This window comes from Polynucleobacter hirudinilacicola, assembly GCF_002192535.1.
GTDB lineage: Bacteria > Pseudomonadota > Gammaproteobacteria > Burkholderiales > Burkholderiaceae > Polynucleobacter > Polynucleobacter hirudinilacicola.
The window spans coordinates 1-23,855 of the sequence record NZ_NAIA01000005.1; the positions used below are offsets into that span (position 1 = coordinate 1).

General features: G+C 46.0%; 19 protein-coding genes, 1 tRNA gene and 1 pseudogene. 11 read left to right on the forward strand and 10 right to left on the reverse strand.

Features of this window, described 5'->3' with window-relative positions; all coding sequences use genetic code 11:
* Window positions 1–37: 37 nt before the first annotated feature.
* Window positions 38–202 carry a hypothetical protein gene (locus B6A14_RS10340; protein ID WP_201721531.1) on the reverse strand — a complete coding sequence of 55 codons (165 nt, stop codon included), beginning with the start codon at window positions 200–202 and terminating at the stop codon, window positions 38–40.
* A gap of 111 nt (window positions 203–313) precedes the next feature.
* Window positions 314–1,090, reverse strand: coding sequence for a ferredoxin--NADP reductase (locus B6A14_RS10085; protein ID WP_087910389.1), 777 nt, complete (start codon window positions 1,088–1,090; stop codon window positions 314–316).
* Window positions 1,091–1,376: 286 nt separating this feature from the next.
* On the opposite strand from B6A14_RS10085, the gene B6A14_RS10090 reads away from it, so the two are divergent.
* Window positions 1,377–2,561 (forward strand): acetate/propionate family kinase, encoded by a 1,185-nt coding sequence (locus tag B6A14_RS10090; protein ID WP_087910390.1) that lies wholly within the window; start codon window positions 1,377–1,379, stop codon window positions 2,559–2,561.
* A 23-nt stretch (window positions 2,562–2,584) separates the two neighbouring features.
* On the opposite strand, the gene lysS is transcribed toward B6A14_RS10090, so the two are convergent.
* From lysS to B6A14_RS10110, 4 genes are all read right to left on the reverse strand, one after another.
* Window positions 2,585–4,126 carry a lysine--tRNA ligase gene (gene lysS / locus B6A14_RS10095; protein WP_087910391.1) on the reverse strand — a complete coding sequence of 514 codons (1,542 nt, stop codon included), beginning with the start codon at window positions 4,124–4,126 and terminating at the stop codon, window positions 2,585–2,587.
* A gap of 12 nt (window positions 4,127–4,138) precedes the next feature.
* Window positions 4,139–5,243, reverse strand: a protein-coding gene (gene prfB / locus B6A14_RS10100; protein WP_201721532.1) for a peptide chain release factor 2 whose coding sequence is annotated in 2 segments (ribosomal slippage) — window positions 4,139–5,170 and window positions 5,172–5,243 — 1,104 coding nt in all. Because the reading frame shifts where the segments join, the coding sequence is not laid out codon by codon here.
* Window positions 5,244–5,277: 34 nt separating this feature from the next.
* On the reverse strand, window positions 5,278–7,026 hold the full coding sequence (gene recJ, locus B6A14_RS10105) for a single-stranded-DNA-specific exonuclease RecJ (RefSeq protein ID WP_087910393.1): 1,749 nt from the start codon (window positions 7,024–7,026) through the stop codon (window positions 5,278–5,280).
* Entirely contained in the window at window positions 7,023–7,997 is a 975-nt protein-coding gene (locus B6A14_RS10110; RefSeq protein WP_236635734.1) for a hypothetical protein, read from the reverse strand. The genes recJ and B6A14_RS10110 overlap by 4 nt, the downstream gene beginning before the upstream one ends.
* A gap of 67 nt (window positions 7,998–8,064) precedes the next feature.
* Between B6A14_RS10110 and B6A14_RS10115 the strand changes: the two genes are divergently transcribed.
* From B6A14_RS10115 to B6A14_RS10140, 6 genes and pseudogenes are all read left to right on the forward strand, one after another.
* Window positions 8,065–9,327 carry a lipoprotein-releasing ABC transporter permease subunit gene (locus tag B6A14_RS10115; protein WP_087910395.1) on the forward strand — a complete coding sequence of 421 codons (1,263 nt, stop codon included), beginning with the start codon at window positions 8,065–8,067 and terminating at the stop codon, window positions 9,325–9,327.
* Entirely contained in the window at window positions 9,320–10,027 is a 708-nt protein-coding gene (locus tag B6A14_RS10120) for an ABC transporter ATP-binding protein (protein WP_201721533.1), read from the forward strand. Before B6A14_RS10115 ends, B6A14_RS10120 begins: the two co-directional genes overlap by 8 nt.
* 11 nt (window positions 10,028–10,038) lie before the next feature.
* Window positions 10,039–10,876: pseudogene (locus B6A14_RS10585) on the forward strand (TatD family hydrolase).
* A 106-nt stretch (window positions 10,877–10,982) separates the two neighbouring features.
* Window positions 10,983–13,349, forward strand: coding sequence for a DNA internalization-related competence protein ComEC/Rec2 (locus tag B6A14_RS10130; RefSeq protein WP_201721534.1), 2,367 nt, complete (start codon window positions 10,983–10,985; stop codon window positions 13,347–13,349).
* Between the two features lie 40 nt (window positions 13,350–13,389).
* Window positions 13,390–13,761, forward strand: a complete 372-nt coding sequence (locus B6A14_RS10135; RefSeq protein WP_087910396.1) for a glycine zipper family protein — start codon at window positions 13,390–13,392, stop codon at window positions 13,759–13,761.
* Window positions 13,762–13,878: 117 nt separating this feature from the next.
* Complete coding sequence (locus tag B6A14_RS10140; RefSeq protein WP_087910397.1) at window positions 13,879–14,418, forward strand: hypothetical protein; 540 nt, start codon at window positions 13,879–13,881, stop codon at window positions 14,416–14,418.
* 81 nt (window positions 14,419–14,499) lie between these two features.
* Here the strand turns inward: B6A14_RS10140 and B6A14_RS10145 are convergent.
* Window positions 14,500–14,576, reverse strand: a tRNA-Met gene (locus B6A14_RS10145).
* A 251-nt stretch (window positions 14,577–14,827) separates the two neighbouring features.
* Between B6A14_RS10145 and B6A14_RS10150 the strand changes: the two genes are divergently transcribed.
* Genes B6A14_RS10150 through radA form a run of 3 tightly spaced genes read left to right on the forward strand, consistent with a single transcriptional unit; the run spans window position 14,828 to window position 18,582 of the window.
* The gene (locus B6A14_RS10150; protein ID WP_236635735.1) at window positions 14,828–16,672 is read left to right on the forward strand and encodes a potassium transporter Kup; all 1,845 of its coding nucleotides are present in this window, start codon (window positions 14,828–14,830) and stop codon (window positions 16,670–16,672) included.
* Window positions 16,673–16,683: 11 nt separating this feature from the next.
* The gene (locus tag B6A14_RS10155) at window positions 16,684–17,175 is read left to right on the forward strand and encodes a hypothetical protein (protein WP_087910399.1); all 492 of its coding nucleotides are present in this window, start codon (window positions 16,684–16,686) and stop codon (window positions 17,173–17,175) included.
* A 42-nt stretch (window positions 17,176–17,217) separates the two neighbouring features.
* On the forward strand, window positions 17,218–18,582 hold the full coding sequence (gene radA / locus B6A14_RS10160; protein WP_087910400.1) for a DNA repair protein RadA: 1,365 nt from the start codon (window positions 17,218–17,220) through the stop codon (window positions 18,580–18,582).
* 7 nt (window positions 18,583–18,589) lie between these two features.
* Here the strand turns inward: radA and prmB are convergent, their stop codons facing one another.
* Genes prmB through dapD form a run of 3 tightly spaced genes read right to left on the reverse strand, consistent with a single transcriptional unit; the run spans window position 18,590 to window position 21,509 of the window.
* Window positions 18,590–19,486, reverse strand: a complete 897-nt coding sequence (gene prmB, locus B6A14_RS10165) for a 50S ribosomal protein L3 N(5)-glutamine methyltransferase (protein ID WP_087910401.1) — start codon at window positions 19,484–19,486, stop codon at window positions 18,590–18,592.
* Window positions 19,487–19,523: 37 nt separating this feature from the next.
* Entirely contained in the window at window positions 19,524–20,675 is a 1,152-nt protein-coding gene (gene dapE, locus B6A14_RS10170) for a succinyl-diaminopimelate desuccinylase (RefSeq protein ID WP_087910402.1), read from the reverse strand.
* A 6-nt stretch (window positions 20,676–20,681) separates the two neighbouring features.
* Window positions 20,682–21,509 (reverse strand): 2,3,4,5-tetrahydropyridine-2,6-dicarboxylate N-succinyltransferase, encoded by an 828-nt coding sequence (dapD, locus tag B6A14_RS10175; protein ID WP_087910403.1) that lies wholly within the window; start codon window positions 21,507–21,509, stop codon window positions 20,682–20,684.
* Between the two features lie 175 nt (window positions 21,510–21,684).
* Between dapD and smc the strand changes: the two genes are divergently transcribed.
* A partial coding sequence (smc, locus tag B6A14_RS10180) for a chromosome segregation protein SMC (RefSeq protein WP_087910406.1) occupies window positions 21,685–23,855 on the forward strand: 2,171 nt, incomplete at its 3' end.

Genomic DNA, 23,855 nt, shown 5'->3' on the forward strand with positions numbered 1-23,855 from the left:
AGGCGGTTTTTTTATATCCATCCTTAGGTCCAAGCTATTACGAGAAGGAAGCTTCAAACTCCTCAGTTTTAATGGCGTTCATTAAAAAAAGAATTTGCCTCTGAAAACTTTTTCTTTCGGCAACCTGATCATGAGGTAAGCGATCATGCTCCCGTAACAGACTCTGTATAGCTGGGTTGTAATGCTCTCTGACGGGTGACATCTTGACTCCTTGAGACTGTATTGGTTAGGAATACTGTAACAAGGCTGCTATATATTTGCAAAGAATATATAGCGATAACTAAACTACTTTTGAATCTATAAAGTCTGGGCCTTACTTTTCTACAAAGGCGCGTTCAAATACGTAGTCGCCAAGCTGGCCAAGGCTTGGGGAGACCTTAAAGCCCTTGGCATCTAGCATTTCAGCGGTTTCTTTGAGCATCGATGGGCTGCCACAAATCATTGCTCTATCTACTGCTGGATCCAAAGGAGGCAGGCCGATATCTTTAAAGAGCTGACCAGATTCAATAGCAGTAGTGAGCCGCCCAGTGTGTTTAAAAGCCTCTCTCGTTACCGTTGGATAGTAGATCAGTTTTTCACGGATTAATTCACCCAGGTATTCATCTTGAGTCAGTTCATTTTTGATGTAGTCGCCATAGGCTAGCTCACTGACAAGACGAACGCCATGAATTAAAACCACTTTCTCAAACTTATCATACGTATCTGGGTCACGAATGATGCTCATGAATGGCGCAAGACCAGTGCCCGTGCTGAATAGATAAAGATGCTTTCCAGGGTTTAAATCATCGATCACTAATGTACCAACTGATTTTTCACTGACAAGAATGGGATCTCCCACCTGAATCTTTTGCAAGCGTGAGGTAAGTGGTCCATCCTGGACTTTAATACTTAAAAATTCCAGATGTTCTTCATAGTTTGGGCTGGCAACGCTGTAAGCTCTAACTAAAGGCTTGCCTTCAACCTCAAGGCCAATCATCAAAAAGTGGCCGCTGCGAAAGCGCAGGCCCTTATTGCGAGTAGTAGTAAAGCTAAAGAGCGTGTCATTCCAATGGTGAACGGTAAGAACGGTTTCGGTGTTGTAGGCTGCCATAAAAGCTGAGTTTTAATTATCTAAAACCCTAATTATCCTCAATCTTGAAGTGATTCAGGGTCTATCCAGCGCCCAATCACCAATTTACTTCTTATAAGTTATCTACTTTTGCTTATAAAACCCTGTTTAAGGCTTGGGGAGGGACGATCTCGCTATCATCTAGGGATGATTCTTGCCCAATATCGATCGATTTCCTTATTTAGCCTCAGTTTGGTGTTTTTTGCTATAGCGCTTGAGCAGTCTGAGTTTTAATTTATTTGTTTCATCAAACACACTATCTATTCCTATGGCAATTCTGACTGTTAATGCAGGCTCCTCCTCTCTCAAGTTTTCAATCTATCCTACGCAGCAAGGATCTGTCCTGCCATCAATCCTCTCCGGGAGTTTCGAGGGTCTAGAGCCCGGTGGAAAAACAGAGCTGCGTTATACCTACGAAGGTGTGCAGCACGCTGAGTATTTTGAGGATGTGGATCAGGATCCCTTTATCGCTGCCTTAATGCACCTCAAAGAGTTATTACTTGAGATTAAAGGGTTGCCTCCAATCCGAGCCGTTTCTCATCGCATTGTTCATGGAGGCTCAGAGTTTTTTCAACCGGTTGTTTCTACAGATGCCATTCTAGAAAAATTATGGGCTATGAGTGCCTTGGCACCACTCCATCAGCCACATAGCTTGGATGGTGTGAAAGCTTTTTCCCAAGTATTTCCAGGTATTCCGCAAGTACTCTGTTTTGATACGGCATTTCATAAAACAATGAGCCCACTTGAAACTTCTCTTGCTTTACCTAAGGAGATTACGGATCAGGGTGTACGACGCTATGGGTTTCATGGAATTTCTTATCAGTACATTATTGGAGAGTTGCTTGAGAGCTCGAGTAGATCTAGAGATAGAGTGTTGATGGCGCACCTTGGTAATGGCGCTAGTTTGTGTGCTGCGATTGATGGAAAAAGTATTGCAACAACAATGGGCTTCTCTGCCTTGGATGGCCTTATGATGGGTACTCGTAGCGGCTCTCTAGATGCTGGCGTATTGATGTATTTGGTTGAGCGCGGCTATACCCATGATCAGTTGCAAGATCTTCTCTACAGAAAGAGCGGCTTACTTGGTGTATCTACCATCTCAGCTGATATGCGTAAATTAAAGAGCGATCCTAATCCTCTGGCCAAAGAAGCAATTGAGCTTTTTATTTATAAAATTATGCGCGAGGGCGGTGCAATGATTGCCTGTCTTGGCGGCCTTGATTTAATTTCATTTAGCGGGGGTATTGGCGAACATGATCCAGACCTAAGATCTTCAGTGTGTAAGAAATTTGAATGGCTAGGCATTGAGTTAGATGAAGCGCTAAATCAGGCGGCCACCAAGGAACTTACTTTGAAAATTAGCACACCACAAAGTGCTGTTGAGGTTTGGGTTGTTCCTACTGACGAAGGCGTGATGACCGCACAGGAAGCTCTTAACTTACTGCATTTTTAATCTAGGCAAGCCAAATACTAGCCTTACTCTTCCTCGCGACGCAAATGAGGGAAGAGAATCACATCACGAATGTTTGGTGCATCGGTCAGTAGCATTACCAGACGGTCAATGCCAATACCGCAACCACCAGTTGGAGGCATGCCGTACTCAAGGGCGCGGATGAAGTCATGGTCAAAGTACATCGCTTCTTCATCGCCAGCTTCTTTTTGCTCTACTTGTTTGCGGAAGCGATTGGCTTGATCTTCAGCATCATTCAGCTCCGAGAATCCATTGGCGATTTCACGACCGGTGATAAAGAGTTCAAAGCGCTCAGTGATGCCAGGGCGGGTATCAGATTCTCTAGCGAGAGGGCTGACTTCGATTGGGTAATCGATGATGTAGGTTGGCTCCCAGAGATGCTCTTCGGCAACCAATTCAAACAGAGCTAACTGTAAGGCGCCAATGCCGGCATTCTTAAGGGTAGGGGCATCTGGATTCTCCCCACCTTTTTTCAGTTCAGCGCGAATGAAGTTGATGTCATCAAGTTGGGCTGCTTCATAGCTCTTACCCGATTGGCCACAATACTTCAGAATTGCTTCAGTAATGGTAAGACGCTGAAATGGCTTGCTCAAATCTAACTCGCGACCTTGGTGGGTCAATACTGCGGTACCTTGAGCATCCATTGCTGCCGCACGAATCAAGCCTTCAGTAAAGTCCATCAGCCAACGGTAATCGGTATACGCTGCGTAGAACTCCATCATCGTAAATTCGGGGTTGTGACGCGGACTTACGCCTTCATTGCGGAAGTTACGATTGATTTCAAAAACGCGCTCAAATCCACCAACTACTAATCTCTTAAGGTAAAGCTCAGGAGCGATACGCAAGAACATTTGCATATCGAGTGCGTTGTGGTGAGTAATGAATGGTTTCGCTGCTGCACCACCGGGAATCGGGTGAAGCATGGGTGTTTCTACTTCCATAAAGTCAGCATCAAGCATATGGCGACGCAATGAGGCAATCGCATTGCTACGTGCTTTAAACGTATTACGACTTTCTGGATTAACAATGAGGTCTACATAACGCTGACGATATTTAGTCTCTAGATCAGACAGTCCGTGAAATTTATCCGGCAATGGACGTAAAGACTTGCTCAATAAACGCAAGTTGCTACATTCAACAGAAAGTTCACCTTTATTAGTCTTAAAGAGATTTCCTTCGGCAGAGATAAAGTCACCCATGTCCCAATGCTTAAAGGCACCATGAGTATCGGCACCACTGAGTTCATCGCTGATGTAGAACTGAATCTGACCACTACGATCCTGAATGGTTGCGAAACTCGCTTTACCCATCACGCGCTTAAGGACCATACGACCAGCAACCTTGACATGAACCTTTTTTATAGCAAGCTCTTCTTTGGTGAGGCTATCGTAGTGAGTATGCAAATCAGCGGCTAAATGGGTGGGAACAAAATCATTCGGAAAGGCAATACCACTTTCGCGCAGTTTGGCGAGTTTTTCACGGCGCTCCGCAATGATGTGGTTCTCATCAACTACTTCGGTAATTGGTGGATTAGTTTTATCGTTCATATTTGTCGTTAATTAAACGCCTTGCTTCAGGCTGGCTTCAATAAAGGCATCAAGATCTCCATCCAGAACTTTTTGAGTATTGGAGATCTCAACGTTAGTACGTAAATCCTTAATGCGGCTTTGATCTAAAACATAAGAGCGGATCTGGTGACCCCAGCCCACATCTGTTTTACTTGCTTCTAACTTATCTTGTTCTGCACGACGCTTTTGCATCTCGTGTTCGTACAAGCGTGACTTGAGCATCGTCATTGCTTCTGCGCGATTTCGGTGTTGACTACGATCGTTCTGGCATTGCACCACAATTCCTGTCGGGATATGCGTGAGGCGCACTGCGGAGTCAGTTTTATTAATATGCTGACCACCCGCACCAGAAGCGCGATAGGTGTCTGTACGAATATCTGCAGGATTCACCTCAATCTCAATAGAGTCATCAATCTCTGGATAGACATAGATGGAGGCAAAAGAAGTGTGGCGCCCATTGGAGGAGTCAAACGGTGACTTACGTACCAGGCGATGCACGCCAGTTTCGGAGCGGAGGTGGCCGTAGGCATACTCGCCATCTACTTTGATCGTTGCGCTCTTAATGCCAGCAACATCGCCATCGGATTCTTCTAGAATTTCTGTTTTGTAGCCCTTGCGTTCACAATACTTGAGATACTGGCGATAAAGCATGCTCGCCCAGTCGCACGCCTCAGTACCGCCTGCACCTGCCTGAATATCAATAAAGCAATTGCATGAGTCCATCTCGTTGTGGAACATGCGGCGGAACTCCAGATCACCAATGATCTTGCTGTAAGTTTCAACATCTTGCTCAATAGCAGCAATCGTATCGAAATCATCTTCCTCTTTGGCCATATCAAAGAGTTCAAGAGCACTTGTGATGTTGGTATTTAAATCAGTGAGAGTAGCAACGACGCCATCGAGCAATTTCTTTTCTTTGCCCAGCGCTTGCGCTTTCTTTTGGTCATCCCAAATGGTGGGATCTTCCAGGATCGAGTTAACTTCAGTAAGGCGACGTGACTTTACTTCGAAGTCAAAGATACCCCCGAAGAGCTTGCTCACGGGTGAGCAGATCAGACAAGGTATTTGAAATAGTGTTGAGTTGTTCAGCTTCCATCCCCCAATTATAAGGGGGTTATTGCACTTGACCTTTAGGTCCCAGTGCTCTCGTCATGTGCCTCAACCATGAGCTGGACACGAGCTTGTCCTTGATAGCGGTCGGTGACTAGCCGGTAGGCTAATTTGGCTTTGGATGGAAGGCTTTGGGTGCGATTGAACCAAACGGCAGTAATTGGCTTATTGCCAGGAGCTGAGCCAATGGGGCGCAGCATCAAGCGCAGGTGTTTTTCTTTCATAAGGCTCTGCTGGGCAACCTCAAACTCCCCATAAAAGACGGGCTGAGGAAAGCCTTGACCCCAGATTTCTTCGGCAAGCAGATCGCCGATTTCAGGGGTGAATTCTGAGGGCTGTAGAGACCCATCATGAGGGTGTCGACGCTCCAGTATTTCATCATTTAATAAGCTATTTGCCACTTCCTGAAAGCAGGCATCAAACTTTTCAAAATCACCTTTACGAATCGTTAGACCAGCTGCCATCGCATGGCCACCAAACTTGAGGATGAGTCCAGGCTCACGTTTGGATACTAAATCTAGAGCATCTCTTAGATGAAAGCCCGTCAATGATCTACCGGATCCACGTAACTCTTCTCCAGTATTGCCATCGGGAGCAAAAACAATGGCTGGGCGATTAAAGCGTTCCTTCAGGCGTGAAGCCACAATGCCAACAACGCCTTGGTGCCACTCCGGATTCCAAAGACAGATGCTAGTACGTTGCGCCATGGTTCCGGCTAGCTGATCTTCTGCAAGGTGTGCGAGTGCCGCTTCTTGCATGCCAGTTTCAATCACGCGACGTTCGCGATTAATGCGATCCAGTTCTTGCGCCAGCGTCATTGCTTCATCTGTACTGTCAGTCAGCAGTAAGCGGATACCTAAAGTCATATCGGCTAAGCGCCCAGCAGCATTGAGGCGGGGGCCAATAGCAAAGCCTAAGTCAAAGGTATTCGCTTTACGGGGGTCTCGTCCGGCAGCTTGAAACAAAGCTTGTATTCCAGGTTGAGAAATACCAGTCCGCATTCGTTTTAAACCATTAGAAACGAGTACGCGGTTATTGCGATCAAGCTGGGCTACATCGGCAACTGTGCCTAGAGCAACGAGATCTAATAGGCTCTCCACTTTAGGTTGTGTCTCATTCGTAAATTTTCCACGATGACGTAACTCTGCACGTAGGGCTACCAATAGGTAAAACATCACGCCAACTCCAGCAAGCGCTTTGCTTGGAAAGTTGCAGCCAGGTTGATTAGGATTAACGATCGCAGTTGCCTTGGGAATTTGATCACCAGGTAGATGATGATCAGTAACAATCACCTCCATGCCTAGTTCGCGGGCACGATCTACTCCAGCTTCACTTGCGATACCGTTATCAACCGTAATGAGGTATTTGGGTTTAGGATTTTGTGCGGCCGCAAGCTCAACTACCTCGGGCGTCAGGCCATATCCCATAGTGAAGCGATTGGGAACCAGAAACTGAATGGGAGTCTCTGAACCACCCAACATCCGTAAACCCCGTAGGCCGACAGCACAAGCGGTAGCACCATCGCAGTCGTAGTCTGCAACGATGAGCATGGCTTCTTTTCTTTCAAGGATGTCTGCTAGTAGTGACGCTGTACTAATGCAATTTTTGAGTTCTGTTGGCGAAAGTAATTGTTTTAAGTCGAGCGATAGCTCTTCAGGTGACTCGAGACCTCGTGCTGCATATAGTCTCGCCAGCAATGGATGTAGGCCACTTTGCTGTAACCAGGTAGCGGTACGCTCAGAGAAAGGACGTTGAGAAAAGAGGCTCATGAGGAAATGATTTCATGCCAGGTGAGTGGCTCTACTTTTTTCCAGAATGCCCAAGATCTTTTAGAAAGATCTTTAGCTTGATAGAGACGTTCACGAGTTTTGCCTTTGGGAAAGTCAATGATCAGTACTTCATCTAATACTTGATTGTTCAATGCCGTAGTTAATGTTGGCCATATCGATTCGGGATGATCTAGCCACGCAAAAGCTCCTGGCTTCGGAGTATTCAATTCCTCCGAATGGGAAATGTTGTATAGCTTTGCCAATCCAGCCAGTAGAGGATGTGATCCATAGAGATGATTTGATTGTTGAACTGCTAATGGCGCTTGCACATCACTCAATTTACCTATTCCACTAATCCATAAAGAGTTGATGCTCGGCATACCGCGTTGCTCTCGTGCCTCATTAACAGAGCCAATATGCCAGAGCATCTGAATTTCATTTTGGAGCTTGCGCCAACGTTTTGCGATACCTTCTTCGTTAGAATCGCGTGGCATCCACCAATCAATATTGCGACCATGTGCTTGATCAATGCTATAGCTAGCTAGGCTTGCAAATGGACCTGCTGGAATAAACCAATAATGCTGTCCCTGAAACTGAATTGGGTTTTGAAAATCTTCCTCAATGTATGGCAGTGCAGTTTTTAAAAGTTCGGCAGATTCAGTTTTTGTCAGATCAATCTGGTTTTGCCCCATCAAAATAAGATGGTCACGTGTGGCGTGCAGATGGACTGGCTGAAGGCAGGCGATGACTTCTGATGGATTAACTGCTTGAGATCTTTGGCCTAAAAGTAATATTGGCGCAAGCGGTACCAGTTTGCCCAGTAAATAACGCTCATGTGGTAGCCCTTTTACCGGGCGATCAACCATTGCACGCCCTTCCTCAGAGTCAAAAGCATCCTCACCTGACAGCATCAGAGTAAAGCGCCGTAGCTTGGTTTGTGCGGCTGGAGAGGTAGCAGAATTTACAGTCATTCCCCTGATTTTAGGTGGCATTTAGGTATTCCATTGGTTTGCCTTGGTAATTCACTAAACTGTGGCTATGTTGAGACTTCCTATAGAGCTAGAAATTGGCCTGCGCTACACCCGATCCAAGCGTCGTAAGACGGTGGGTAAGCGCGATGGTTTTTTATCCTTTATCTCCGGAATTTCGACCGCTGGCATCGCCTTAGGCGTTGCCTCCTTGATTGTGGTGCTCTCGGTCATGAATGGATTCCAAAAGGAAGTTCGTGATCGCATGCTGTCGGTTCTTTCTCATGTGGAAATTACTGCACCAGAAGGGTTGGCAAACTGGGAACCACTTGTGCTTAAAGTGGCTGAGCAACCGCATGTCATAGGTGTTGCCCCAATGGTCAGTTCTCAAGGCTTACTCAGTCGTGAGAACGTTATGCGTGGCGTTGCCATTCGGGGAATCTCGCCAAGCGAAGAGGGAAAAGTTTCCGATCTGCCAAAACAATTTGTTGCCGGCAATATTAATGATCTCAAGCCTGGTGGCTTTGGGGTTGCCTTAGGCGCGCAACTTGCAGCATTGGTTGGTGCTCATGTGGGCGACCGCATTAATTTAATTGTTCCTGAAAGCGATTTAACGCCAGCTGGTGTAATGCCACGGATGCGTACTCTTCAGGTGGTAGGTATTGTGGATAGCGGCCATTATGAATACGACAGCTCGTTAGCCATCATGCATTGGAAGGATGCTGCAGCTTTACTGCGCCTCAAAGATCCATCAGGCTTGCGTGTCAAGGTGGATGATATGCAGCGTGCTCCAGAAATCGCTAATCAGTTAGCCGCTGTTGTGCCTCAAGCCATGTGGGTAACTGATTGGTCCCGCTCAAATCGTAATTGGTTTGCTGCAGTTCAAACTGAAAAGAAGATGATGTTCATCATTCTGACTTTGATTATTGCGGTAGCAGCATTCAACCTTGTATCTACATTGGTGATGACTGTAAATGAAAAGCAAGCTGATATTGCAATTTTAAGAACGATGGGCGCGAGTCCCGGCTTAATTCAAAGAATATTTTTAATTCAAGGTCTGGCCATTGGCATACTCGGTTCTCTAGCTGGCGTGGGCTTGGGTTTGTTGATTGCACTCAATATTGATGTCATCGTTCCCGCTATTGAAGCGATTTTCCGTGTACGCTTCTTGCCTCGCGAGATCTACTTTATTAGTGAGCTGCCTTCGGACGTTAGATTGAGTGATGTAGTTACAGTCGGATTAATGGCTTTTGGATTATCTGTGCTGGCAACTCTCTATCCAAGTCGACGTGCTGCCAAAGTGCAACCTGCGGAGGCCTTGCGATATGAATGAGGCTATGAATAATCAGGGCGCTTTAGTTTTAATGGCGCGCGGTTTGGCTAAGACCTATGGTCAAGGCCCGACAGCGGTAGAAGTGCTCAAGACAATTGATTTGGATGTCACGCCTTCAGAGAAGGTTGCGATTGTGGGCTCATCCGGTTCTGGCAAAAGTACCTTATTACATCTTTTGGGTGGCTTGGATACCCCGAGCGCTGGCTCGGTAGTGCTCGCTGGTTCTCATTTGAATCAGTTATCTGTCAAAAAATTAGATCAATTACGCAATCAAAGCCTTGGTTTTATTTATCAGTTCCATCATCTCTTAGATGAATTTAGCGCTGTTGAGAACGTTGCCTTACCTTTGCGTATTCGTGGCTTAGGCAATGATGAGTCAATGGAGCGTGCCAGCAAGATACTCAAAGCAGTTGGCTTATCTGCACGTGAATTACATACTCCAGGTGAATTATCTGGTGGTGAGCGCCAACGGGTAGCGGTTGCAAGAGCTTTAGTAGGAAACCCTGCATGTGTATTGGCTGATGAGCCAACGGGTAACTTAGATACTGAAACTGCAGATGGTGTTTTTGATTTGATGTTAGATATTGCTCGTGATCAGGGTACCGCCTTTGTGATTGTGACCCACGATCCAGTTCGTGCCAAACGTTGTGATCGTATTTTGCATTTAGAGCGCGGAGTATTAAAGACTTTTTCACAATGAGCGATCACCCCATGTGGATCGATACCCATTGCCATCTAGATGCCCCAGAGTTTGCAAAGAATTTACCTGAGGTCATTCGGACTGCGCTTGATAACAATGTTCAGGCAATCTTGTTACCAGCCGTCAAAGCAGTTGATTGCGAAGCAGTTCGCGCACTTGTAAATCAATATGGTCAGCAGATTCCAGGCTTAGTCTATACGCTTGGCATTCATCCTCTATATACCAATCAAGCGCAGGAGGGTGATATCTCCATTCTTGAACAAGAGATTTCCCAATCCCTTTCTGACCCTAGATTTGTTGGTATAGGTGAGATTGGGCTCGATTATTTTGTAGAAGGCTTGGACCCACATAAGCAAGAGCATTTTTTTTAATGCGCAATTAGATCTAGCGCAGCAGTTTCAGCTACCAGTCATTTTGCATGTGCGTCGATCACAGGACGCTATATTAAAAGCCCTGCGTCGTCGCAAGATTCCTGGCGGGATTGCTCATGCCTTCAATGGTAGCTTTCAGCAAGCCGAGCAGTTTATCGAACTAGGATTTAAGTTGGGTTTTGGAGGCGCCGCTACTTATGAACGCGCTTTGCAAATTCGCAGACTCTTAACTGAGTTACCGCTTGATAGCATCGTCACAGAAACTGATGCACCCGATATCCCTCCAGCGTGGTTGAGGGGGGAGGGCATTGCATTTAATGAGCCTGGGTTCTTACCTCGGATTGCTAGGATGCTAGCGTCTATCCGTGGAATCAATGAGGCTGATTTTGCAGCTGGAGTATGGCGCAACGCCATGCAAGTATTACCCCGTTGGTCAGCACTCTGTACTGATTCTGCAAACTCCAAACTAGCTTCTTAGGCTCTTGCGCTTAGCAATTACGGCGTTCATCGCCGGGGGATCGCTCCTTTTATTTTTACCAAAGATTCCCATCCATTGGGCTGTTGGATGTTTTTTGATCGGAGCAATGTGCTGTCTCTTTATCTGTATCAAACAGTCATCCAGTTTCCTTCGCCAATTGGCAATTCTTTCCTTGATGTTTGTACTTGGCTTCGCATGGAACGCACACTATGCCGAGAATCGATTGAGCAATCTTCTGCCGCCAGAAATGGAGGGAACAGACTTAACGATAGAAGGGCGCGTAGTTGCGTTGCCTCAGGGTAACTCTGCGGGCGCTAAATTTGCATTTGAAATTAATGAGCCCGTAAATCATCTTCCTAAACGTATTTATTTGAGTTGGCAGCCAGCCTGGAGAAATCCGCAGGCAATTCCCGAGGTCGTTCCGGGACAGTGTTGGAGGTTCAAGGTAAAGCTGAAGCGACCTTATGGGTCTCTCAACCCATATACATTTGATTTTGAGCGTTGGTCCTTTCATCAAGACTTTGGAGCTAGTGGCTCGGTAAGGTCGGGAGAGCTCTTACTCTCAAAAGACATTGGTTTAACTGAATTTGAGTTACGTATGGAGTTAGCGCGCTGGAGCCTACGTAAAAAAATTCAAAAGCTGTTACCAGAAGACGCTCGTTATGCAGGGGTAATTATTGCCTTGGTAATGGGTGATCAAAATGCGATTGATCAAGATGACTGGCGGATATTTAATGCCACAGGTATCGGACATTTAATTTCAATATCAGGACTACATGTGACGATGTTGGCAGGAGTTGGAGCCTCTATAGCCGCATTTATTTGGCGACGTCGTTCATGGCCTCTCCTCATCCCCGTCGGAAAAGTAGCCGCAAGTGCTGGGTTTATGACTGCATTTTTCTATGCATGGTTAGCGGGTTTTCAGATTCCAGCGCAGAGAACCATGTATATGGTTGGTGTCGTTGCATTTGCACTTTGGTCTGGAAGAAATCCTAGATCATTCGATATTTGGTGGTGGGCATTAGCATTGGTTTTGCTAATAGATCCTATGGCACCCTATACCCCAGGTTTTTGGCTATCGTTTGGCGCTGTTGCAGCCATCCTTTATGCCATGGGTGATTCCAGTGGCCTATTAGGAATTCCAACCGGAAAAGAGTTAGAGATTCACTGGACTGATCGTCTGCTACAAGCTTTGCGGGAAGCTTGTCGAGTACAAGCGGTTGTTACTATCGCATTACTACCGTTTACTTTGTATTGGTTTTATCAAGTATCTGTAGTGTCACCTCTAGCCAATGCCTTTGCAATTCCTGTGGTGAGTTATGTTGTGACTCCTCTTGCAATCGCAGGGGCTTTATTACCAGAATTTATTGGCAAGTGGTTGTTAATACCTGCGCATATGGCAATGGAATATTTAGCAGTTGTATTAGATTGGATGGCTAGCTGGAATTGGTCGATCGTTTGGGCTAAACAACCAGAGTGGTGGAGTTTGCTGTTATCTGGCATTGGGATTATCTATGCCATACGTCCAGGAGATTTGAAGCATCACTGGAAATCACGCGCCTTAGCTTTGTCTCTATCGATGCCGATGTTTGTCCCGCAATGGAACTATTTGAATCACCTCCCTTTAGCTCCTGGTGAATTTAGGGCAACCGTTCTGGATATTGGTCAAGGCACAGCAGTCTTACTGGAGACTGCTAATAGGAAATTACTCTATGACACTGGGCCTATTCAAGGAAAGAAGGATGATGCAGGGCAGCGCGTGATTCTGCCTTATTTACGCGGTAGAGGTATTGATCAAATAGATCGCATGGTAATTAGTCATAGCGATAGTGATCATGTCGGTGGAGCGGCCACGCTATTAAGGCAAATACAGTTTGATTCAATGATGGGTTCTCTACCCAGCAATAATCCTTTGCTTCAAAATCTACAGACTAGAAAAATCCCAAGCTTTCCCTGCCGGTTTGGACAACGCTGGATTTGGGATGATGTGGAGTTCATAGTCTGGCATCCACATGAAGAAACACTTTTTGAGGAGCAATACTCTAGAAAGCCAAATGAAATGAGTTGTGTGCTTGAGGTGCGCAACCAGCAAACTTCTTTTTGGTTAACCGGCGATGTTGAAAAGCAAGGTGAGGCTGAGATGGTAGAGCGACTTGCTCCAATGAGGCTGAAAGAGCTAGCGGATAAGCAGCTTATTTTTATGGCACCACATCATGGCAGTAAGACCTCTTCATCGCTTGAGCTGCTCAAAAATTTGGAGCCTGACCAAGCTTTTGCACAAAATGGTTACCGAAATCGGTATGGCCATCCACACCCTACAGTAAGTGCTCGCTATCGAGATTTAAGAATTGCATTTCATCAAACGCCGATCACCGGTGCACAAGTCTGGACCTTTAAAAATAATGCTCAGTTTTCGACACAATTTTGGCGGCATGATATAAATCGTCTATGGCATAGGAGTCTCGAGGATTAATCCTTTGTTCTCAAATTGATTCAGTAAAAAGGTAACGAATATGAATAAGCTAGTTGCGTTGTGTTCTGTGGTTCTTGTTGCAGCTGTTAGCTGTGCTGGTGCTGATGTTCGTCCAATTGTGGATATGAAGGGAGTCAATCAGGCTTCTTATGACAAGGATCTGCAAGAGTGTCAGGACTACGCCAAAGAGCAATCCGGCATGGGGTCTACGGCAGCTAAAGGTGCTGGTGCCGGCGTTGTAGTTGGAGGTCTCTTAGGTTTAGTAACTGGTGGTAATGCCAGTGGTATTGCTCAGGCAGCCGGTGCTGGTGCAGTGATAGGTGGAGCTGGTGGTGCATTTAGCGGTAACCAGGCTCAGGAAGCGGTTGTTAAGCGCTGCTTGAGTGGTAGGGGTTATAAGGTTTTGAATTAAGCCTTTAATATAGAGTAGAGCTAAATATGGAAATGCTTGCTGCCAGTGCATCTGGTGGCAATAGACCCCTCTTTAGTTGGTCGATAGTATGATTTCTAGACTTAAGGGGATTTAGATATGTACAGAATCATTGTTTTACTCATCATTAGCCTTGGTTTAATAGCGTGCAAAAGTAACGATAGAGTCGTTAGTGCTTGGGAGATAAACGATGTTTATCGCTCTACTATCATTAGCTCTAATCCGAGTAATGGGGCAAAAATTTATCAAGGTCCACCGATCAATACGATGGATGATGCCAATACTTTTGAGATGTTTAGTCTCAGAGGGGAGAAAAGTACTCAGGGCGCCAAATCATATGAACTCCTAGTCCATCTGACTTACTTCGCTCCTTGGCGTTATTACGAATCAGCGAACTTACTGAATAAACCTGCAAGTACTTTCAAGGTTGTATCCAGAGAAGCTGGTATATGCGATGCGCAAGGTTGTGTATTTAAGGAGTTGATGTCCATTCAAGTCACCGATACTTTTTTACGGGAGCAAATGGATAAGGGATTTCAGGTCACGATTTCTTCAAAAACTGGGGTGAGCAGCAATTTATTTGTGCCAGCTCAATACCTCAAGGGTTACTTGCAAGCAGTTGACGGGCCAAAGAACTAGTTGATTAGGCAGATTCTCAGAGTTTAGTTATTGCTAAAAAGCAAAAAGCCCTTAAAAATTAAGGGCTTAGTACTGAATTACTGGTTGCGGGGGCAGGATTTGAACCTACGACCTTCGGGTTATGAGCCCGACGAGCTGCCAGACTGCTCCACCCCGCGTCTGAAGCTGAAATTCTACCATTTTTTGGGGGTCTCTGTCGAGGTTTTCCTTCAAAAGGAACATAAAAACGCGGTTTTTGAGGGTTTTATTCCTGCTTTAATAGCCCCTTATAAGGAGTAACATATTGCCACGCAACATACCTTAAGGTTATGAGATGTCAATTAGTAATCCAGAGTATTCCAGTTCAACGCTTCTGAACCCGGTAGAAGTTAGTGGTCCTGGTGGTGAGCATAAAAAAAGTCTTGGTGTAATGATGCTCGCAGCGATTGGCGTAGTTTTCGGCGACATCGGAACTAGCCCGCTCTATGCCTTAAAAGAATGTTTCGATGCCAATCATGGCATTGCATATACCCCAGAAGCTTTATTTGGCGTCATCTCAATGATGATTTGGGCTCTTATTTTAGTTGTGACTGTGAAATATGTATTGTTTGTGATGCGTGCAGACAATAAAGGTGAGGGCGGTGTTCTGTCTTTGATGGCCTTAGCTTTACGTTCTTTTGACAGTAAATCAAAAGGCTACTTCTTTTTTATGATCATGGGCATGCTAGGTGCTTGCATGCTCTTAGGCGAGTCGGTTATTACCCCAGCTATTTCTGTCTTGTCCGCGGTTGAGGGTATTGAGATTGCTGCCCCGGGTTTAAATAAATTCATTATTCCAATTTCACTCATTATTTTGGTGGCCTTATTTCTGATTCAGAAATACGGTACTGCTGCAGTCGGAAAATTATTTGGACCCATTACGCTTGCTTGGTTCTTAACACTTGCTGCATTGGGTATCTGGAATATTGGTGATGCTCCTGAGATTATTGCTGCCTTCAATCCTTTGTATGCAATCGATTTCATCAGACTGCACCCAACTACTGCCTACATTGTGATGGGCGCAGTTGTTCTTGTGGTAACCGGTGTCGAAGCGCTCTATCTTGATATGGGGCATTTTGGGCGTACTCCAGTGAGATATGCGTGGTTGTTTATTGTTCTACCAAGTCTTCTGATTAACTATCTTGGCCAGGGAGCATTGGTGCTCTCAGATCCCGAGGCAATTAAGAACCCCTTTTATTTAATGGTCCCAGAATGGGCCTTGTGGCCAACGGTAGGCTTAGCGACAGCTGCCACTGTAATTGCTTCTCAGGCTGTCATTTCTGGAGCATATTCATTGGTAAGCCAAGCAATTTTGTTGGGCTTTATGCCACGCATGAATATTTTGCACACCTCGGATTCTGAGCAGGGCCAAATTTATATTCCGATTGTGAATTGGGTTTTATTGTTTATGGTGGTTGTCACCATTATTGAGTTTCGAGAGTCTGTTAACTTGGCAGCTGCATATGGTATTTCCGTAACATCAACAATGCTCATCACCACTATTTTGCTAGCGGTAGTGATGTTCCGCGAGTGGAAGATGAATGTTGTATTGGTGGCATTGATTACTGCTGCCTTTTTCCTCGTCGATGTTGCTTTTTGGACAGCGAATCTGATTAAGATTAAAGACGGTGGCTGGTACCCATTAGCTCTCGGCTTACTTTGCTTTACTTGTTTAATTACCTGGTACCGCGGCCGTCAAATTTTGCGCAAGCGTGCAATGGAGGACGGCATTGAATTGAGTAGCTTTATCGGTGCCTTGCTTGCGCATCCCCCTCATCGAGTTGAGGGTACAGCTATATTTTTGACTGCGCACGTAGATTATTTGCCGGTATCTTTTTTACATAACCTCAAGCATAACCATGTACTTCATGAAAGAGTCTTTTTTCTAAAGGTGAGTATTTGGGATGTACCTTACGTCAATGATCGGGATCGCATTACCCTCAAAGATTTGGGTGGCAATATATTTGTAGTCAGGGCTATTTACGGATTCAAAGAGACTCCTGATATGGCAACAATCATTAACTTGATTGAGACTAGCTTCAATATGAAGTTTGACATGATGAACACTTCCTTCTTCTTGTCGCGCGATACCATTATTCCTTCAGCTATACCTGGTATGGCACTCTGGCGTGAGCGTTTGTTCTGCTGGATGTATCAAAATGCTGGACGTCAGTCTGACTTTTTCAAGATACCTGCCAATCGAATTGTGGAATTGGGCGCCAAGGTGGAAATTTGAGAGCTCTTCTTATGCGCTCAAAATTATTCCTCGGAATTTTTTGGCTAACTTGTTCTATTGCTAGCTCTGTTTTGGCGACTCCTGCCGAAGAGGATAGACTCGAACAATTAAATAAGATTGAGCAGGAGCTAGAGCTTCAGCGCGAGTGGTCTAAGTATCGTTGGGGCAAGGCTCAAGCTGAATGTCATCAAAAGTATTGGGTCAACTACTGTATTAGTAGTGCTAGAACTCAATATCGTAAAGAAATAGACCCAATTACCGAGCAAGAGATCGCATTGCATGATGAGCAACGTAAATTACGTAAGAGCTTAAAAGATCAAGAGGATATTAAACGCGCTGCTGAGCGTGCTTCGCCAGTGAAGGCTGCTGAGCGTGAAGATAATCAGCGTGAATTTGAAGAAAAGCAAAAAGCCGCCGCTACAAGAGCGGCTGATCTAGAGCAGCGCCGCAAGGATGCGCCTAAGCGTGCAAAAGAAAATAAAGCAGGTACGCAGCTCGATTAATGATTCAAACCATATTCATTTAACTTCATTACTAGGTAACTCTTGGCTAAAGTCAAAACGGTTTATATCTGCCAATCTTGTGGTGGTACCTCTGCAAAGTGGCAAGGACAATGTCCATCTTGTCAGGCATGGAACACGATGGAGGAGGGCTTGCCAGAGACAACCTCGAACTCGCGTTTCCAGGGTTTGGCACAATCCTTGCCGCGGCAAAAACTTTCTGCAATTGCTGCAGAAGACTTGCCAAGATTTAGCACAGGCGTAGACGAGTTTGACCGCGTCTTAGGTGGTGGCTTGGTTCCAGGTGGTGTGGTACTTTTAGGCGGCGATCCTGGTATTGGCAAATCCACATTACTTTTACAAGCTCTAGCCGAGATGAGTGCTGCTGGTATGAATGTGCTCTATAGCAGTGGCGAAGAGTCGGCAGCGCAAATTGCCTTACGTGCAAAACGCATTGCATTAGATGCCCCTCAATTAGAGGTCTTAGCAGAAATTCAGTTGGAGAAACTGATTTCGATTATGGATACCGTTAAGCCACAAGTATTGGTAGTGGACTCGATTCAAACTTTGTACTCTGAGGTATTGAGTTCTGCACCAGGATCTGTAGCGCAGGTTCGGGAGTGTGCTGCGCAATTAACCAGGGCTGCTAAATCAAGCGGTATTTGTGTCTTGATGGTGGGTCATGTTACTAAAGATGGTCACCTAGCAGGCCCTCGTGTGCTTGAGCATATTGTCGATACCGTTTTGTACTTTGAGGGTGATACACATTCCTCATTCCGCCTAGTGCGCTCAATTAAAAATCGTTTTGGCGCTGTCAATGAGTTAGGCGTCTTCGCGATGACTGAAAAAGGTTTGCGCGGAGTTACGAATCCTTCGGCAATTTTCCTATCGCAGCACGAGCAGATGGTTCCGGGCGCGTGTGTATTGGTGACCCAAGAGGGCAGTCGGCCATTGTTAGTAGAGATCCAGGCTCTAGTAGATACGGCGCATGTTCCTAACCCAAGGCGTTTAGCTGTTGGTCTAGAGCAAGCGCGCTTGGCAATGCTCTTAGCGGTATTGCATCGTCATGCTGGTATTGCTTGCTTTGATCAAGATGTATTCTTAAATGCGGTCGGCGGGGTCAAAATCTCAGAACCTGCAGCTGACTTAGCGGTACTTTTGGCAATCCAGTCGTCAATTCGAAATCGCGCTTTACCTAAAGAGCTGATCGTGTTTGGTGAGGTTGGTCTGGCTGGTGAGATTCGTCCATGTCCGCGTGGTCAAGAGCGATTGAAAGAGGCTGCTAAGTTGGGCTTCACAGTAGCTATTATTCCGAAGGCCAATATGCCTAAGACGAAGATTCCTGGATTGAAAGTTATTCCAGTCGAGCGAATTGATCAGGCAATTGCTGCTGCAGCAGAATTAAGTTGATGATTGGTTAGCGCAGGTCTTCTGCCTGGATTAATAAGACTTGCTCTTCGCCAGCAGACACTTCCATCCAAATGACTGGAATTTGCGGGAAGGCTTTTTTGAAGTTTTCATATTCATTGCCAATCTCAATCAGAATGGCACCACGCTCAGATAAGTAATCAGGCGCATGCGCAATAATTTTTCTAATTAAGTCCATCCCATCATCTCCACCCGCTAATGCTAGAGCTGGCTCAGCATGATATTCAATGGGAAGTGCATTCATTGAGTTCGCGTTGACATATGGTGGATTGCAAATGATCAAGTCAAATAGGTTGTCTTCATTAGGCTCGGGTAGTGCATTCCATAAATCGCCATCGAATAACTCTACTTGAGAGCTCAAGCCATGCCGATCTACATTCCGAGCGGCAACAGCTAAGGCTGGCATACTGATGTCGCAAGCGCTCACATGAATATCAGGGCAAGAGAGCGCCAGTAGCACTGCTAGTGAGCCATTACCGGTGCATAAATCAAGCGCTTTACCATCTGCTGGTAGCCAAGGCTCTAAAGAGCCATCCACAATCAGTTCTGCAATCCATGAACGGGGAACAATACTTTGCTCGCTACAGAAAAAAGGCACGCCCATAAGCCATGCCTCACCCAAAATATAGGCGAGTGGTTTGCGAGTGGAGATTCTTGCATCAGCAACAGCGATTGCTTTTTGCTGCTGCTCTCTTATAATGAGATCTTCTAAATGATCTAGTGCATCACTTGGGCTTAAATCGATCTGTTTACTGACAAGCCACAAGGCCTCGCTTCGTGCATCAATGGCGCCATGTCCATAATGTAAGTTAGCAGCCTCCAGTTTTTGTGCAATTTGATTGATGCACTGATCGACTGTCAATGATTGCTGAGGCTCAGGGTCCATGATGGATTAGTTGTATTAGAAAAGAATCTATTCGCAATTAAGCAATGAGTTGCTCAAGCGTTTTGCGATAAATATTTTTGAGGGGCTCTACATCATCAATGATGACGCACTCATCAATCTTGTGGCTAGTAGCATTTAGGGGGCCAAACTCCACCACTTCTTTGCATATCTTGGCAATAAAACGACCATCACTGGTGCCGCCAGTGGTGGATAGCTCTGTATCAATCTGAGTTTCAGCTTTAATCGCTGTGCGCAGTGCTCCCGCTAAAGCGCCATCGCCTGTAATGAATGGACTACCGCCCAATACCCAGTCAATTTCAAAATCAAGCCCAGCGTCTTTGAGAATCTTTTCAAGACGCTCACGCAATTGCTCTGGTTTGCTCTCGGTTGAGAAGCGGAAGTTGAAATCAATAGTTAATTCACCAGGGATGACGTTATTTGCGCCGGTGCCTGCATGAATATTGGAGATCTGAAAGCTAGTTGGTTGAAAATATTGATTTCCTTTGTCCCATTCAGTTTCTACTAGCGCAGAAATTGCAGGTGCAGAAAGATGAATCGGATTTTTACCTAAATGAGGGTAGGCGATGTGCGCCTGGATACCTTTCATTTTGAGCTTGCCCGATAAAGAGCCACGGCGTCCATTCTTAATCATGTCGCCGAGTTGGTCTACCGAGGTGGGTTCACCAATCACACAATAGTCTAGACGTTGACCATGCTTTTGCAAGCGTTCACACATGATGACGGTCCCGTCATTCGCGGGACCTTCTTCATCGCTAGTAATGAGAAAAGCAATGGAGCCTTGGTGATCGGGGTGGGTGGCAACAAACTCTTCAGTAGCGACAACAAATCCAGCGAGGGAGGTCTTCATATCCGCTGCACCACGACCATAAAGCATGCCATCGCGTATGGTTGGTGTGAATGGGTCGCTAGTCCACTTTTCCAATGGCCCAGTTGGCACAACGTCTGTATGTCCGGCAAACATCAGTACTTTGCCTTGTTCACCAGCTTTCCCTTTTTTAATTGCCCATAAGTTAGTTACTTGAAAGTTATCAGGGCCACTCACAACACTCTCAGTATGAAAGCCGAGAGCTTGTAAGCGCGTCGCGATTAATTCTTGGCAACCACCATCAGCCGGGGTAACGGAATGGCAAGCAATGAGAGCTTCTGTGAGCTCAAGGGTGGCGCTCATTGAAATTTAGTCGCGAAGTAATTCGTTAATGGCAGTCTTTGCTCTAGTTTGAGCATCTACCTTCTTGACGATAACCGCAGCATACAAACTATATTTACCGCACGCAGAGGGCAGTGAGCCAGGTACGACTACAGAGCCTGCTGGAACTCGTCCGTAATGGACTTCACCAGTCTCACGGTCATAAATCTTGGTGCTTTGGCCGATATACACGCCCATAGAGAGCACAGCATTTTCTTCGATCACCACGCCTTCAACTACTTCGGAGCGCGCCCCAATGAAGCAGTTATCTTCAATAATGACTGGGCCAGCCTGGATGGGTTCTAAAACACCACCAATACCTACGCCACCGGAAAGGTGAACGTTTTTACCGATTTGGGCGCAAGAACCGACTGTTGCCCAGGTATCAACCATGGTGCCTTCGCCAACGTAGGCGCCAATATTGACATAAGAGGGCATTAAAACCGCATTTTTACCAATAAATGAGCCGCGACGGGCCATGGCTGGGGGAACCACGCGGAAGCCACCAGCAGCAAAATCAGCCGCAGTGTAGTTCTGGAATTTGCTAGGTACCTTGTCGTAGAACTGGGTATAGCCTCCAGCGCCCATAGGAATGTTGTCCTCAAGTCGGAAGGAAAGCAAAACAGCCTTCTTTACCCACTGATTTACCTCCCATTTACCAACGCTTTGGCGTTCAGCAACGCGAATAGTGCCGTTATTGAGCCCTTCTAAGACGGCATTTACAGCGCCTCGGACGTTGCCAGGGGCGCTATCTGGAGACAGGTTTGCGCGGTTTTCCCAGGCTTCTTCAATGATGCTTTGTGGTGATTGGCTCATGCTTTTTAGTTAACTATCAGATTGTTAAGGGATTTTGTCCCTGGAGGTAGATTTATCATTATATCGATGGGGAGAAAACGCGTCTAAGGAGCCCCAAGCTTGCTATCATCTTCCCACTTTAGCTTTAATTATTTACCCCCTTATTTAAACCTCTTTCTTCCCTACAAAGTACGCCGTGCAACTGAAATCCATCAAACTTTCCGGCTTTAAGTCTTTCGTTGACCCAACCCATTTTGAAATGCCTGGCCAATTAATTGGCGTTGTAGGTCCTAACGGTTGCGGAAAGTCGAACATTATTGACGCCGTCCGCTGGGTTTTGGGTGAATCCCGCGCCAGTGAGTTACGTGGCGAATCTATGCAGGACGTTATTTTTAACGGCTCTGGTTTGCGTAAGCCATCTGGTCGTGCCAGCGTAGAACTCATTTTTGATAATTCTGAAGGACGTGCTCAAGGTCAATGGAGTGCATTTACAGAATTAGGTATCAAACGTGTTTTGACTCGTGACGGTAATTCAAGTTATTACGTCAACAATCAAGTGGTACGTCGTAAAGATATCCAAGATATTTTCTTGGGAACAGGTATGGGTCCAAGGGGTTACGCCATTATTGGACAGGGCACTATCAATCGTATCTTAGAAGCAAAGCCAGAAGAATTACGGGTTTTCTTGGAAGAGGCAGCAGGTGTTTCTAAATACAAAGAGCGTCGCAAAGAAACTGCATCACGTTTAGAAGACACTGTAGAAAACTTAACACGTGTTGAAGATATCTTGCGTGAGCTTGATCAACAGTTAACTCGCTTAGAGAAACAAGCTACGGTTGCTGAGCGCCATGCTGAACTCTCTACGCAAATGAAATCACAGCAACAGTTACTTTGGTTTGTCCGTCAGACCGAGGCTGGTAAAGAGCAAGAGCGCCATGCTAACGGTATCCGTGATACCCAGGTAAGCTTGGAAGAGCAGACGGCAAAGCTGCGTCATGCCGAAGCTGAATTAGAAACTATGCGTACCCAGCAGTATTCTTTACAAGATAAAGTTTCTCAAGCGCAGGGTGATTTGTATCAAACCAACTCTGATGTGAGTCAGGTTGAGTCACAGATTCATTATGTGCAAGAAGCACGTCAACGTTTGCAACAGCAAACTCAAGACTTACAAGCCCAGTTACAACGTTGGACTGTTCAAGAGACTGACGCTGCGCAAGCACAACGTACTACCGAACATGAACTTGGCGAAGCTGCAGAGAAAGAGCAAACCTTGTTGGCTAACCTCAATGGCCTACAAGAGCAAATGCCAAGCCGTGAAGAGACTTACCAAACATCTGCTCGTGAATTAAATCATGCACGTGATAGTTTGGCATCGATTGAGCAGCGTTTAGCCAGTTTGGGTGAGCGTATTCGTGCGATGTCTGCGCAATCAGATGAATTAAAGGGGCGCGAGACTCGTCTTACCAGTGAATTAGATGGTATGCGTAGGCCGGATGCACAGGCTTTACAAATGGCGATTGATCGTCAGGCTATGGCTCAGCGCAAAGTGGATGAAGCTAAGCAGCGTGCAGCCGATACACAGCAACGTGTTCCGGCTACTGATGAGGCACGAAATGCCGCTCAACAAAAGATTCAAGCTGCAAACCAAGACCTTGCCCAAACTGAAGCGAAGCTCACCGCATTAACAGCTTTACAGGCGAGCGTTCAAGCCCAAGGTAAGATTGGCCCATGGCTAGAGAGCAAGGGGCTCAAAGAGAGCAAGCGTCTCTGGCAAGAGCTCAAAGTTGAGAGCGGCTGGGAAGCTGCTTTGGAGTCTGTCTTGCGTGAGCGTTTAGCTGCGGTGACTGCAAAGAGCGTTCAAGAGACACTGGCTTTAGCTAATGATGCTCCACCAAGTCGCTTGGCAATTTTGCTGACAGAAGAAATTACTCCTGCACATACAGTAGTTCCGGCAGATTTCACGCCACTCCTTACTCGTGTTCAAAGTGCTGGTGCAGCACGTCTCACCTCTGTGTTGCAAGAGTGGTTGGACAATATTTATATTTCTAGCAGCCTAGAGGATGCTTTGCATCGTCGCGAGAAATTGCCAGCGGGCGGTGCTTTTGTAACCCAACAGGGTCACCTAGTTAGTCGCGTTAGCGTTCAGCTCTATGCTGCAGACTCTGAGCAAGCCGGTATGTTGGCTCGTGCGCAGGAGATGGAGAGTCTTGAAAAGCAATTGCGCGCACAAAAACTTATGCAAAGTGAGTTGCAGGGCGAACTAGATCAATGTTCTGCAAATTATCAAGCTGCGCACCAGGCAGCAGAGCAAGCGCGTATTCATGCTGAACATGCTGTTCAAGAAGCGCATGGTTTTGAAGTAGAGAG